The organism is Paraburkholderia sediminicola (assembly GCF_902859805.1).
Taxonomy (GTDB): domain Bacteria; phylum Pseudomonadota; class Gammaproteobacteria; order Burkholderiales; family Burkholderiaceae; genus Paraburkholderia; species Paraburkholderia sediminicola.
Map to the genome: position 1 here is coordinate 1 of NZ_CADIKC010000012.1, position 12659 is coordinate 12659.

Annotated in this window: 13 protein-coding genes; 9 read left to right on the top strand and 4 right to left on the bottom strand. The window is 61.4% G+C overall.

Translation table 11 applies throughout. The features are described from left to right. Positions 1 to 502: 502 nt before the first annotated feature. A complete protein-coding gene (locus tag R8871_RS31245; RefSeq protein ID WP_175053919.1) occupies positions 503 to 1771 on the bottom strand; it encodes an SGNH/GDSL hydrolase family protein in 1269 nt (422 codons plus the stop codon). Between the two features lie 325 nt (positions 1772 to 2096). After that, positions 2097 to 3719, bottom strand: a complete 1623-nt coding sequence (locus R8871_RS31250) for an NAD(P)/FAD-dependent oxidoreductase (RefSeq protein WP_175053920.1) — start codon at positions 3717 to 3719, stop codon at positions 2097 to 2099. Positions 3720 to 3935: 216 nt separating this feature from the next. Here R8871_RS31250 and paaA point away from each other — a divergent pair, with 216 nt between their 5' ends. The 8 genes from paaA to R8871_RS31290 all read left to right on the top strand — a co-directional run bounded on the left by paaA (position 3936) and on the right by R8871_RS31290 (position 10351). After that, positions 3936 to 4934 carry a 1,2-phenylacetyl-CoA epoxidase subunit PaaA gene (gene paaA, locus R8871_RS31255; protein ID WP_154567288.1) on the top strand — a complete coding sequence of 333 codons (999 nt, stop codon included), beginning with the start codon at positions 3936 to 3938 and terminating at the stop codon, positions 4932 to 4934. A 143-nt stretch (positions 4935 to 5077) separates the two neighbouring features. Beyond that, positions 5078 to 5362 carry a 1,2-phenylacetyl-CoA epoxidase subunit PaaB gene (paaB, locus tag R8871_RS31260; protein WP_007179854.1) on the top strand — a complete coding sequence of 95 codons (285 nt, stop codon included), beginning with the start codon at positions 5078 to 5080 and terminating at the stop codon, positions 5360 to 5362. A gap of 8 nt (positions 5363 to 5370) precedes the next feature. Then, positions 5371 to 6174, top strand: a complete 804-nt coding sequence (gene paaC / locus R8871_RS31265) for a 1,2-phenylacetyl-CoA epoxidase subunit PaaC (RefSeq protein WP_175053921.1) — start codon at positions 5371 to 5373, stop codon at positions 6172 to 6174. Positions 6175 to 6217: 43 nt separating this feature from the next. After that, positions 6218 to 6760: a 1,2-phenylacetyl-CoA epoxidase subunit PaaD gene (gene paaD / locus R8871_RS31270; RefSeq protein WP_175053922.1), complete on the top strand. Its 543-nt coding sequence runs from the start codon at positions 6218 to 6220 to the stop codon at positions 6758 to 6760. Between the two features lies 1 nt (position 6761). Further along, positions 6762 to 7850, top strand: a complete 1089-nt coding sequence (paaE, locus tag R8871_RS31275) for a 1,2-phenylacetyl-CoA epoxidase subunit PaaE (protein WP_175053923.1) — start codon at positions 6762 to 6764, stop codon at positions 7848 to 7850. A 154-nt stretch (positions 7851 to 8004) separates the two neighbouring features. Further along, positions 8005 to 8817: a DUF1835 domain-containing protein gene (locus tag R8871_RS31280; protein WP_175053924.1), complete on the top strand. Its 813-nt coding sequence runs from the start codon at positions 8005 to 8007 to the stop codon at positions 8815 to 8817. A 14-nt stretch (positions 8818 to 8831) separates the two neighbouring features. Beyond that, positions 8832 to 9440 carry a TetR/AcrR family transcriptional regulator gene (locus R8871_RS31285; RefSeq protein ID WP_175053925.1) on the top strand — a complete coding sequence of 203 codons (609 nt, stop codon included), beginning with the start codon at positions 8832 to 8834 and terminating at the stop codon, positions 9438 to 9440. Positions 9441 to 9682: 242 nt separating this feature from the next. Continuing rightward, complete coding sequence (locus tag R8871_RS31290; RefSeq protein WP_175053926.1) at positions 9683 to 10351, top strand: GNAT family N-acetyltransferase; 669 nt, start codon at positions 9683 to 9685, stop codon at positions 10349 to 10351. 71 nt (positions 10352 to 10422) lie between these two features. On the opposite strand, the gene R8871_RS31295 is transcribed toward R8871_RS31290, so the two are convergent. Further along, a complete protein-coding gene (locus tag R8871_RS31295) occupies positions 10423 to 10920 on the bottom strand; it encodes an Lrp/AsnC family transcriptional regulator (protein WP_054043236.1) in 498 nt (165 codons plus the stop codon). Between the two features lie 158 nt (positions 10921 to 11078). On the opposite strand from R8871_RS31295, the gene hppD reads away from it, so the two are divergent. Continuing rightward, positions 11079 to 12176 (top strand): 4-hydroxyphenylpyruvate dioxygenase, encoded by a 1098-nt coding sequence (hppD, locus tag R8871_RS31300; RefSeq protein ID WP_175053927.1) that lies wholly within the window; start codon positions 11079 to 11081, stop codon positions 12174 to 12176. Between the two features lie 145 nt (positions 12177 to 12321). Here hppD and R8871_RS31305 read toward each other — a convergent pair whose 3' ends face one another. Continuing rightward, positions 12322 to 12528 carry a hypothetical protein gene (locus tag R8871_RS31305; RefSeq protein WP_093641101.1) on the bottom strand — a complete coding sequence of 69 codons (207 nt, stop codon included), beginning with the start codon at positions 12526 to 12528 and terminating at the stop codon, positions 12322 to 12324. Positions 12529 to 12659 lie beyond the last annotated feature (131 nt).

Consider the following 12659-nt stretch of genomic DNA (forward strand, 5'->3'; position numbering starts at 1 on the left):
CAGGATCAAACTCTTCAGTTCAAACCTGTTACTGTTTTTCGGGCTCTTTCGAACCCGGTCGCTCACTCAACGTACTGACGAATGATCATCCTGCCGGCGTGAATCCACCCCGACAGGAAAACCTTCCTTTAATACTAGTGTGAGACTTGATACTTTCGCTTCCGGCAGACCCCGAAGAGTCCACCAGCGCGTCGCGCATCAAGCGCCCACACTTATCGGCTGTTAATTTTTAAAGATCGCTTACGCATTCACTACCGAACCCGCGCCTCACTTCAACCACCCGGCACCGCTTCGTTCTGCGTCGCTGCATCAGCAGCAGAGAAACGAGATTATGAAGGCTCTTTTTCGTTTCGTCAACAACATTTTTTCGCTTTCGCTTAAAACCTTGTTGACGCTACAGCCGCTGGTTTCCGCCGCGGCCCTCGTTCGCAAACGAGGAGGCGAACTATAGGCGAACATCAGTCATGTGACAAGGCTTTGACGAAAATCTTTTTTTGGCGACTCACTTCCGGGTCGAATTCACTACAGCCGCCACCGGAACCGCGTCGGCCATTGCGGTGTACCCTGCGTCGCTGGGATGGATATGGTCACCACTGTCAAAGGCGCGCTGCAAGCGACTCGGTTGCGCCGGGTCGCGTAGCGCAGCGTCAAAATCGACAACACCGTCGAAAGCGTGGCTGCTTCGAATCCACTGATTGACCGCCAGCCGGATACTCTCCCGCGGCGCCGGCAGCGATGCCGGCGTCAACGTTGCGCCGAACACCTTGACGCCACGGCGCCGTGCATCCGCAATCACTCGCTGGTAGCCGGCGATCAGATCGGCGGCTGTCACCGAGGTATGCGGAAAGTCGCAGTCGAGGCCGCTACGCGCCGGCATCTCCGCGAAGTTGATGTCGTTGATTCCGATCAGCAGAATCGCCGTCTTCACGCCCGGGCGCTCCAGCACGTCCCGGTCGAAACGCCGGACAAGCGCGTCGCCGTAGCACGGCGAGTCGCTCAACAAGCGATTGCCGCTGATGCCAAGATTAACGATCGCCGTCGAGTGGTCGCCAGTGCTGGCAAACCGGCGAGCCAGCGCGTCCGGCCAGCGCCGGTTCTGATTCAGGCTCGAACGCATACCGTCGGTGATCGAATCACCGATCGCGGCGACAGCGGCCGACGACGGCGCATCCACCGACAAACCCGTCACCCACACGTATTGCGTGAAACGGCCACGAAACGAGTCAGCGGAAGTATCGGCAGTGTGATTACCCGGTGCAGAAACGTAATTCAGCTGATTCGAGACCCGGTGCCATGCCACGATCCGCTGCTCTGGCCCCATGAACGCACTGATCGCGTAAGGTGCGCCCTCGGCGATGTCGATCACAACAGGATCGCTGTCCAACTCGGCGCCCGGCGGTACGCTCACCGAGCTCTTGCCACCGAACGTCACCCGCGCGTTCCCATTGCCCAGCGCCGCCGCGCCGCCGGCCGAGCGCGCAATGCGCAGCTCGTCGATGACGAGCGCCGTCTTGCCGTATTCGTTGCTGAGATGGACTCGTGCGGTTTTTCCGGACAACGTCGGATAGACGATCTGGCGCGCCGTTCGCCCAGCGACCTCCGGGGCGTGATACAGGGGCGGCAAATCCGACCGTTGGGGAATGGGTTGCAACGCCGTAGCCCATGCGGTAACCCAGTGCGTCGGGGCGTCGGCGGCAAAAACAGTCGGGGAAACGGCGAATTGGCAAAGCAGCGCCGCGCTACATGCGGCAGCCAGAGTGCGAAAGGTCATTCGGGTGGTCAAGTTCGAGGCGAAACGTGCATTGTGCCCGATCGCCATCGCTGTCGCGGCTGACCGCGCAAACTCCTATCGGGCGATCACCCGCGGCTGGTCGCGGGGCTACGTCGTCGAACATACCGCGAGCGGCGGCATGGGTCTCGGCGAACTGCGAGCAACCGTACGTATTCGGCCCGCTCGGCCCAAGAGCTCCCTCACTGGGACTTCAAAAGCGATGTCGGCGAAGCAGTTATTCGCATGACGATGCACAGCGCGCGCTTCGCCCACATGAACCCATCTGCGCAACAGCCATTCAGTGCTTGCGCAGACCTACCGCCCATCAAGCCGCCGGCACTCCAACCATCTTCAACGCAAGCGCTTCGGCCACTTCGATCCCGTCGATGGCCGCCGAGTAGATCCCGCCGGCATAACCTGCGCCCTCACCGGCCGGATACAAGCCCTCGACATTCATGCTCTGATAGTCATCCCTGCGCCGCACGCGAATCGGCGACGACGTTCTCGTCTCAACACCCGTCAACACCGCGTCATGCATGGCAAAACCAGCAATCTTCTTATCCATTTGCGGCAGCGCTTCGCGGATCGCTTCGATCACGTAATCCGGCAGCGCGGTGCTGAGATCCGTGGGATGCACGCCCGGTTTGTAGGACGGCACCACCGAACCCAGCGACGTGGACGGCCGCCCGGCTATAAAGTCGCCGACCAACTGGCCCGGCGCCATATAGTTGCCGCCACCCAACTCGAACGCCCGCTCTTCCCATTTGCGCTGAAACGCAATGCCGGCTAACGGGCCGCCTGGGTAATCGTCCGGCGTGATACCGACGACAATCCCGGCATTGGCATTGCGCTCGGCCCGTGAATACTGGCTCATGCCGTTGGTCACCACGCGGCCCGGCTCGGAAGTCGCAGCGACCACGGTGCCGCCAGGACACATGCAGAAGCTATAAACGGCGCGCCCGTTGCTGCAGTGATGCACGACCTTATAGTCGGCGGCGCCCAGTTGCTTGTGGCCCGCGAACTTGCCGAAACGGCTGCGATCGATCAACCCTTGTGGGTGTTCGATCCGGAAACCGAGCGAAAACGGCTTCGCTTCGATATAGACGCCGCGGTCGTTCAGCATCTGGAAGGTATCGCGCGCGCTATGGCCGACCGCCAGCACCACGTGGTCACAGCGCAGATGCTCGCCCGTCGACAACTTGAGCCCGCGCACCTTGCCCTGCTCGATCTCGATATCGTCGACCCGCGTCTCGAAGCGCACTTCGCCGCCCAGCTCGTGAATGGTCGCGCGCATCTTTTCGACCATGCTGACGAGGCGGAACGTGCCGATATGGGGCCGGCTCAGAAAAAGAATGTCCTCTGGCGCACCCGCGCGGACGAACTCATCGAGCACCTTGCGGCCGTAGTGCTTCGGATCCTTGATCTGACTGTAGAGCTTGCCGTCCGAGAACGTGCCCGCGCCGCCTTCGCCGAACTGCACATTCGATTCAGGATTGAGCACCGACTTGCGCCACAGCCCGAAAGTGTCCTTGGTGCGCTCGCGCACGGCCTTGCCGCGCTCGAGAATGATCGGACGAAAGCCCATCTGGGCAAGGATCAGTCCGGCAAACAGGCCGCACGGCCCCATGCCGATCACGACCGGGCGCGGGGAAGTCGACTGCTCCGGCGCTTTAGCGACAAAACGGTACGTCATGTCCGGCGTCACAGCGCAGTGGGGCACGTCGGCGAGCCGCTTGAGCGCGGCCGCTTCATCCTTCACCTCGACGTCGACGATGTAAGTGAGCTTGATGTCGGCGCGCTTGCGGGCGTCATGCGCGCGACGAAACACGGTGTATCGGATGAGCCCGTCCTCGCCCACGCCGAGTTCAGCGAGACGCGCGCGGACGGCGGCTTCGAGAACGCTTTCGGGGTGATCGAGCGGGAGTTTAATTTCGCTTAGACGTAACATGAGTACCGGGGGATGCATGAAGGCCGCAAATCGCGGCCAATTCGCAATTTTATAGGTTATGTGTCGGCGCGGGGCGGCGACGCTCGTGAAACACCTCGCCGACGAGCCCGAGGTGTCGCTATCGAAAAGAGCCATTCGTCTCAAAAAATTTATTAACCGACCGGTCGGTTGGTTTATACTGCGCACACACAGACAACTTCCGCTGAGAGCGTCCCCATGTACACGCAATCCCTGGATATCCCCGGCAATGTCGCCCCGCTCGACGCGGCAGCGAGTTCGCCCGAGCAGTCGCAATTCGACGCGGTCATGGCCGCCGACGGCAAGATCGAAGCGCAGGACTGGATGCCTGAGGCCTACCGCAAGACGCTGGTGCGGCAAATCTCGCAGCACGCGCATTCTGAGATCGTCGGCATGCTGCCGGAAGGCAACTGGATCTCACGCGCGCCGAGCCTAAAGCGCAAAGCGATCCTGCTGGCCAAAGTGCAGGACGAAGCCGGCCACGGCCTCTATCTATATAGCGCGGCCGAAACGCTCGGCGTGTCGCGCGACCAGTTGATCGCGGCGCTCCACTCAGGCAAAGCCAAATATTCGAGCATCTTCAACTACCCGACGCCTACGTGGGCGGATGTCGGCGTGATCGGCTGGCTGGTGGACGGCGCGGCGATCATGAATCAGATTCCACTGTGCCGCTGCACTTACGGCCCTTATGCCCGCGCAATGATCCGCATCTGCAAGGAAGAGTCGTTCCATCAGCGCCAGGGCTTCGACGCGCTGATGTCGATGATGAGCGGCACGGAAGCGCAGCGCGAGTTGGTCCAGCAAGCTGTGAACCGCTGGTGGTGGCCGGTGCTGATGATGTTCGGCCCGAGCGACAAAGACTCGATCCACAGCAACCAGTCGTCGAAATGGGGCATCAAGCGCATCTCGAACGACGATCTGCGCCAGAAATTCGTCGACGCAACGGTCGACCAGGCCAAGGTGCTCGGCGTCACGCTGCCGGACCCTGATCTGAAGTGGAACGAAGCGCGCGGCCAGCACGACTACGGCGACATCGACTGGGAAGAGTTCTGGCGCGTCGTGAATGGCGACGGCCCGTGCAACCGCGAACGCCTCGCGACCCGCGTGAAAGCACACGACGACGGCGCCTGGGTACGCGAAGCCGCCCTTGCCCATGCCGAAAAGCAGCGTCAGCGCGCGCAACAGCAAGCTGCCTAACCGCGGCGACAAGCCAGGAAGAAACAGCAACCACATTTCATGGGATCGGACTAAGCGCTAAAGCGCTAACTCCGGTCGACCGCTTTGCATGGGACCGGACTAAGCGCTAAAGCGCTAACTCCGGTCGACACAGGAGATCAGCGATGAACAAGGAATGGCCGATTTGGGAAGTCTTCGTGCGCAGCAAGCAGGGACTCGACCATAAACACTGCGGCAGCCTGCATGCCGCCGACGCGCCGATGGCGCTGCGCATGGCGCGCGACGTCTACACGCGCCGCCAGGAAGGCGTGAGCATCTGGGTGGTGCCGTCCTCGGCAATCACGGCGTCCGCGCCGGAAGACAAGGCTGAGCTGTTCGAACCGGCTGGCGACAAGATTTATCGCCACCCGACGTTCTACACGCTCCCCGACGAAGTCAACCACATGTAAGCGCGGCCATGACCATCACGCCCCAACATCTGCAGTACGTGCTGCGCCTCGCGGATACCGCGCTGATCCTCGGTCAGCGCAATGCCGAGTGGTGCGGTCACGGCCCGATCCTCGAAGAGGACATCGCGCTGTCGAACATGAGTCTGGATCTGATCGGCCAGGCGCGCCTGCTGTACACGCACGCCGCGTCGCTGGAACAGCAACTCACCGGCAAAAGCCGCACGGAAGATGACTACGCGTACTTCCGCGCGGAGCGCGAGTTCGCCAACTACACGCTGGCCGAGTTGCCGCATTACGGCCCGCTCGCCGGCACGGCGCAAGCCGAGAAGGACTACGCCGTCACGATCGTGCGCAATTTCCTGTACTCGACGCTGATGGCGCATCTGTGGACTGCCCTTACGACATCGAAGGATGAACAGCTTGCTGCGATCGCCTCGAAATCGATCAAGGAAACCAGCTATCACGTGCACCATGCGAGCGAGTGGCTGATTCGTTTCGGCGACGGCACGGACGAGTCGCATCGCCGCGCGCAAGCCGCATTGGACTATCTGCTGCCGTACACCCGCGAGTTCTTTAGCGCGGACGCCGTGGAAGAAGCCATTGCCGCCGCCGGCATCGGGCCGCTGACGTCGGACCTCGAGGCAGCATGGCTCGAAGACGTCCAGACCACGCTCGACCAGGCCACGCTCAAGCTCCCCGAAGCGGTCAAGCACATCACGGCAGGCAAGCATGGCGAGCACTCGGAGCACATGGGCTTCGTGCTGGCCGAAATGCAAAGCCTCGCGCGCCAGCATCCCGGCGCCACCTGGTAAGCACGCACCCGAGCGCTCAACCGGAACCCAACGGAACTTTACGATGACGACCTCGACTGCCATGCCCACCGCCGACGCCACGCTCGAGCGCGCCTGGGCCGTGCTCGAAACGGTGCCCGATCCGGAAATCCCGGTGGTATCGATTCGTGAACTCGGCATTCTGCGCGACGTGCGCCGCGCCGCCGATGGCACGCTCGAAGTCGTGATCACGCCGACCTATTCCGGTTGCCCGGCGATGTCGCAGATCGCCGAAGACGTCGCGCATGCGCTCGATGTCGCTGAACTGAAACCGTATCGGATCGCCACTGTGCTGGCGCCAGCCTGGACCACCGACTGGATGACCGCCGACGCCCGCGAAAAATTGCGCGCCTATGGCATCGCGCCGCCCACGGGCAATTGTGGTTCAGCCGCGCCGGCGCAGGAAAAAGTGCTGCGTTTCATGCCGCGCGCGCTGCCGGCACCGTCGTGCCCCCGTTGCGGCTCGGCCCACACCGAACGCCTCGCGCAATTCGGCTCGACGGCCTGCAAGGCCTTGTACCGCTGCATCGATTGCCGCGAACCCTTCGACTACTTCAAACCATACTGATATGGCTACCCCGCAATTTCATCCGCTGCGTATCCGCGAAGTGCGGCCCGAAACCGCCGACGCGGTCTCGGTCGCCTTCGAAGTCCCTGTCGAACTGCGCGACCACTATCGCTTCACGCAGGGCCAGTTCGTCACGCTGAAAACGCACATCGACGGCGAGGAAACGCGCCGTTCGTATTCAATCTGCGTCGGCGTCACCGATTACGATCGCGACGGCGAACTGCGCATCGGCATCAAGCGTGTGCGCGGCGGGCGTTTCTCGAACTTCGCGTTCGACACGCTGCAACCCGGCCATACCATCGACGTGATGACGCCGGACGGCCGCTTCTTCACGCATCTCAACGCGGACCAGGGCCAGCAGTACATCGCGTTCTCCGGCGGCTCGGGCATCACGCCGGTGCTCGCGATCATCAAAACCACGCTGGAAATCGAGCCGCGCAGCACCTTCACACTGGTGTACGGCAACCGCAGCGTCGATCAGATCATGTTCGCGGAAGAGCTCGAAGATCTGAAGAACCGCTTCATGAACCGCTTCGTGCTCTATCACGTGCTGTCCGACGATCTGCAGGACGTCGAGCTGTTCAACGGCGTGCTCGACCAGGAGAAGTGTGCCGCCTTCATCGACAACCTGCTGCCGGCCGACGCCATCGACGAAGCCTTCATCTGCGGTCCCGGCCCGATGATGGATGCAGCCGAGGCCGCGCTGAAAGCCGCCGGCGTGCCTTCGGAGAAAGTGCATGTGGAGCGCTTCGGTTCGCCGCTGCCGCAAGCGGGCGTGCCGCCGGTCGAAATCACCGACGACACCCCGGCCGCCGACCTCGAAATCGTCCTCGACGGGAAACGGCGCAAGCTGCGCCTGCCGTATCAGGGCGTGAGCGTGCTCGACGTCGGCCTGCGTGCCGGCCTCGCGCTGCCTTATGCGTGCAAGGGCGGCGTCTGCTGCACCTGCCGCGCGAAGGTGCTCGAAGGTGAGGTGAAGATGGAAAAGAACTACACCCTGGAAGAACACGAAATCCGCGACGGTTTCGTGCTGACCTGCCAATGCCATCCGATCAGCGATCGCGTGGTGGTGAGTTACGACGAGCGTTGAATCGAGCGCAGCGGGTGGCCATGCGACGCCCGCAACGCTTTCAGCAGGTCCGCGATGCGCTTACACTAGGGGCCGCTCGCGATCGGACATCTGTCCCGATCGATGAGCGGCCCCTTTCGTCATTTGCGTTTTTTGCCAGCCCAAGCCACTGCCGATGAGCACCATCCACCTCACCAACGGCGATGTCGCCGCTGAATCACTGCGCGCCGCCCTAGCCGAGGCGAACCGCGACGATCGCGTGCAAGCACTGCGCGACGATCTGGCGGTCGGTCCATTACGCGGCATCGACGACGGACCCGACGTGCGAGCAGAGTTCTGGGACCGGGTCAGCCCGGACACAAAGCGCGATTTTCTTCGAGAATTTCGCGAGCAGGCAGCGGCGCTGGAGAACATCGCGCGGGGCGACGCGAATCTGGTGGTCTGGCACGGCGAAAGTGCGGCCGATCAATTGATGCTGCGCCGCGTGTGCTACTACCTGCGCAACAGCCCACAACGGCTGAATGAAGTGCGTCTGTCGATTCGCGACCTCACCGATCCGGGCGCCTGGGCGCACAGCCGCAAAGATCGCGCGACGTCCGTTGGCATGTTCGCGCCGACTGTCCTGCAAGGGCGTCTGCACGACGCGGCGCCGATTTCGGTTCTGCGCATCAGCCGGCTCGCGCTCGAATGGCAGGAAGCCAAGCACGCGAACGGCGAGACGCGCCGCTGGCGCGACAACACTTTCACGAGCGGCAACTTCGCCGATCTGGACGCGTTGATTCTCGAGCACGCCACGGGCGACTGGCAGCCCGCCGCGCGCGTGGCAGCTGAACTGATGACCGCCGAACTCTGTTATCTGGTGAGCGACAGCATCGTGCTGTGGCGCTTGCGCGAACTGGCCGCGACCCGTCGTATCAAGCTGCGTGGCGACGCGAGCACATGGCGCACGCTGGAGCTGTCTGCGGCGCTCGCCCCCTGTCCACACTAATAAAATAGACGACCATGGCCCGCACCCGAGCCCCCGACCACGAAACCCAACGCGACCAGATTCTCGAACTCGCCGCGGAGAAATTCGCCCAGACCAGCTACCCGAGCACCTCGATGGCCGATCTCGCGGCGGCGAGCGGCACCTCGAAAGCGCGCCTGTATCACTATTACGCGAGCAAGGAAGCAATCCTGTTCGATCTGCTGGACCGCTACACAAAGCGGCTGATGCTGATCATCGCGGAGGTGGAAGGCGCGAGCCAACGCCGCGGGCTATCCGAGCGGGACACTTTCGCCGAGCTGATCCGGGCGTTTCTATCCGAGTATGAGACGTCGCACAGTCGGCACGTCGCGCTCCTGAACGACGTGAAGTATCTGGTCGATACCCAGCGCGAGGTCATCCTCAACCGCCAGCGCGACGTTGTCGCCGCATTTGCGCGGCAACTGGCGCGCGCCTACCCGGAACGCGCCACACGCGAAAACCAGACCGCGCTAACGATGATGGTGTTCGGCATGATCAACTGGACGTTCACCTGGCTCAAGCCCGACGGCCGGATGGGCTACCGGGAATTCGCCGAGCAGGTGGTCGATATGGTGGATCACGGACTGCGTTCCGCCCAAGGCTGATTGCGCAGGGCAGCATTGTTCAGAGGAAACAATTGCCACGAGTTGTCCAGGCGCGACAACTTGCCACGAACGCTCGTTCAATTTATTTTTCTTTAATAATCAATGCATTAAAAATAGGGCGCTAACTTTCTAGACACTGCCCTCAGTTTTTGATACGGGTTTTCCCTAGTGCGGAATCAGCATATCCGCTAAAATCGTTTTTGCGGTGCACCATGCCGCTCGATTAAAAGGAGAACCCGACCATGAACTTGATTACACCCCGCGCCGCTGAGCCGATCATTGCACACGATCGTCCGTTGCAGCCAGGCGGTCGTGCGCCTGCTCTGGTCCGTGAGCTCACCACCATCGATCGCGAACGACTGCTGACCCACTTCCTCGCGCTCGGCGAAGACGACCGCCTTCTGCGCTTCGGCCAGGTCGTACCGAACCACGTCATCGAAAACTACGTCCGCGCGATCGATTTCACGCGCGACACGGTCTTTGGCGTGTTCGACAGTCAATTGCAACTCACCGGCGTCGGCCATCTGGCGTATCTGCCGGCCGAAGGCGACAAGCGCACCGCTGAATTCGGCGTGTCCGTGCTGGAAAGCGTCCGCGGGCAAGGTATTGGCTCAAAGCTCTTCGAGCGCGCCGCCATCCGCAGCCGCAATACGCATGTCACCACGCTTTACATGCATTGCCTGTCGCGCAATTCGACGATGATGCACATCGCGAAGAAGGCCGGCATGAAGATCGAATACGCGTACGGCGAAGCAGATGCCTATCTAACCCTGTCGCCAGCGGACCAGACGAGCATCATCGCCGAGATGTTGCAGGAGCAAGCCGCGGTGTTCGACTACGCACTCAAGCGCCAGGCACGTCAGGCGTCGAAGTTGTTTGAATCGTTTATGCCGGCAGCAGAGGCCGCCTAAGCGGTTTGCGCTTCGGAGAAGAACAAAGGGCGGCCTTCTGGCCGCCCTTTTTGTTTGTCCCGGCCCGGCGTTCACAAAATCGGCAACGCCGTTGTCTCCTTGAACTTCTCTAGCGAAAAGCTCGTCTTGACGTCGATGACAGAGGGATGGTGCAGCAACTGGTCTTGCACGAAGCGTGAAAAATGCGCCATATCCTCGACCTGCACACGCAGCAGGTAATCCATGTCCCCCGTCATCGCGTGACATGCGACCACTTCCGGCCACGTCTGCACTGCCGCGCGAAACAGATCGGCATGCGTCGTGTCGCCACGCGGACTGAGCCCTGGCCCGCTGCGCTTCTCCAGCCGCACGTTGACATAGGCGAGCAGATCGAGCCCAAGCTTTTGCGCATCGAGTAACGCGACATAGCCGCGAATCACCCCACTCTCTTCCAGCCGACGGATACGCCGTAGGCACGGGCTCGGCGACAGGTTGATCCGCTCGGCGATCTCCTGATTCGACAGCCTGCCATTCTCCTGAAGGATCGCCAGAATGCGCCTGTCGATGGCGTCTATCTCTATTTTGGCCATTTTCTGCCGTCCATTTTATAAATTGAGCTAGAAAATAGCCCAAGCGTATCGGTGCGCGATTAAGTTCGCAAGTTTTCGTCGCCAACCGGCCTTTACACTTGCGTCATTCAGTCGCGCTAACTCGCACACCCTGCGCCGGCGCTCAATGGAGACAGACAATGCAGGTTTCAACTTGGGAAAACCCGGTCGGCACGGACGGCTTCGAATTCATCGAATACACCGCACCGGATCCGAAGGCGCTCGGCAAGCTGTTCGAGCAGATGGGCTTCACCGCCGTCGCCCGGCATCGTCACAAAGACGTGACGCTGTATCGCCAGGGTGAAATCAACTTCATCGTGAACGGGGAACAGGATTCGTTCGCCCAACGTTTCACGCGGCTGCATGGCCCGTCGATCTGCGCGATCGCATTCCGTGTGCAGGACGCGGCGAAGGCTTATCAGCAGGCGCTGGAAAAAGGCGCCTGGGGTTTCGACAACAAGACCGGCCCGATGGAGCTGAACATCCCGGCGATCAAGGGCATCGGCGACTCGCTGATCTATTTCGTCGACCGCTGGCGCGGCAAGAACGGTGCTGAGCCGGGTACGATCGGCAACATCGATATTTACGACGTCGACTTCGAACCGATTCCGGGCGCGAATCCGAACCCTGTCGGCCACGGTCTGACCTACATCGATCACCTGACGCACAACGTCCATCGCGGCCGCATGCAGGAATGGGCGGAGTTCTACGAGCGTCTGTTCAATTTCCGGGAAGTGCGTTACTTCGACATCGAAGGCAAAGTGACCGGCGTGAAGTCGAAGGCGATGACCTCGCCGTGCGGCAAAATCCGCATTCCGATCAATGAGGAAGGGTCAGACGTAGCCGGCCAGATCCAGGAATATCTGGACCAGTACCACGGCGAAGGCATCCAGCACATCGCGCTGGGCAGCAACGACATCTACCGCACGGTGGACGGTTTGCGCGCGGCGAACATCTCGCTGCTCGATACGATCGACACATACTATGAACTGGTCGATCGCCGCGTACCGAACCACGGCGAGCCGCTCGACGAATTGCGTAAGCGCAAGATCCTGATCGACGGCGCACCCGAGGACTTGCTGCTGCAGATCTTCACCGAAAACCAGATCGGACCGATCTTCTTCGAGATCATCCAGCGCAAGGGCAATCAGGGATTCGGCGAGGGCAACTTCAAGGCGCTGTTCGAATCGATCGAGCTGGATCAGATCCGCCGTGGCGTGGTTCAGGACAAGGCCTGACATCTAACGGCTCACGGTCCACGCGGAATCTGGGAGACATAAAAAAGGGCGAAGATCTTGCGATCCTCGCCCTTCGTCGTTTATGCCGTTCTCCGATGCCCGGACAACGGCCGATTTTCAACCGATGCGCCGCTTCAGCGATGCATCACGAATTCTGGTCTTCCTCGTCGGCCTTCGTGGATCGTGCAATGCGCTCCACCGCAATGCGTGCCGGCGCGACCTGCGCCGTGCTGGTGATCGCGTTCGACAGCGTCCCTGCGCTGTTCGAGCCTGTACTCGAGCGCACCGGCGCGCTCATGGCGAAGAATGCGGCCGAAACCATCAGGAAGGTCTGGATGTTTCTAGTGTTCATGCGTACTCCTTTTCTAACTGCCCTGCTGTCCTGAAGCTCCACCGAATGCGGAGCGTTGCGCAGACATTGCTCGCAGGTGGGGTGTTAGACAGACATTTCAACTACGGTTCCTCAGATTTGTAGTTTTTACA

Bases quoted from the DNA above. Each gene is read 5' to 3' on its own strand.
- R8871_RS31245 (WP_175053919.1), bottom strand. From the start codon at position 1,771: ATGACCTTTCGCACTCTGGCTGCCGCATGTAGCGCGGCGCTGCTTTGC.
- R8871_RS31250 (WP_175053920.1), bottom strand. From the start codon at position 3,719: ATGTTACGTCTAAGCGAAATTAAACTCCCGCTCGATCACCCCGAAAGC.
- paaA (WP_154567288.1), top strand. From the start codon at position 3,936: ATGTACACGCAATCCCTGGATATCCCCGGCAATGTCGCCCCGCTCGAC.
- paaB (WP_007179854.1), top strand. From the start codon at position 5,078: ATGAACAAGGAATGGCCGATTTGGGAAGTCTTCGTGCGCAGCAAGCAG.
- paaC (WP_175053921.1), top strand. From the start codon at position 5,371: ATGACCATCACGCCCCAACATCTGCAGTACGTGCTGCGCCTCGCGGAT.
- paaD (WP_175053922.1), top strand. From the start codon at position 6,218: ATGACGACCTCGACTGCCATGCCCACCGCCGACGCCACGCTCGAGCGC.
- paaE (WP_175053923.1), top strand. From the start codon at position 6,762: ATGGCTACCCCGCAATTTCATCCGCTGCGTATCCGCGAAGTGCGGCCC.
- R8871_RS31280 (WP_175053924.1), top strand. From the start codon at position 8,005: ATGAGCACCATCCACCTCACCAACGGCGATGTCGCCGCTGAATCACTG.
- R8871_RS31285 (WP_175053925.1), top strand. From the start codon at position 8,832: ATGGCCCGCACCCGAGCCCCCGACCACGAAACCCAACGCGACCAGATT.
- R8871_RS31290 (WP_175053926.1), top strand. From the start codon at position 9,683: ATGAACTTGATTACACCCCGCGCCGCTGAGCCGATCATTGCACACGAT.
- R8871_RS31295 (WP_054043236.1), bottom strand. From the start codon at position 10,920: ATGGCCAAAATAGAGATAGACGCCATCGACAGGCGCATTCTGGCGATC.
- hppD (WP_175053927.1), top strand. From the start codon at position 11,079: ATGCAGGTTTCAACTTGGGAAAACCCGGTCGGCACGGACGGCTTCGAA.
- R8871_RS31305 (WP_093641101.1), bottom strand. From the start codon at position 12,528: ATGAACACTAGAAACATCCAGACCTTCCTGATGGTTTCGGCCGCATTC.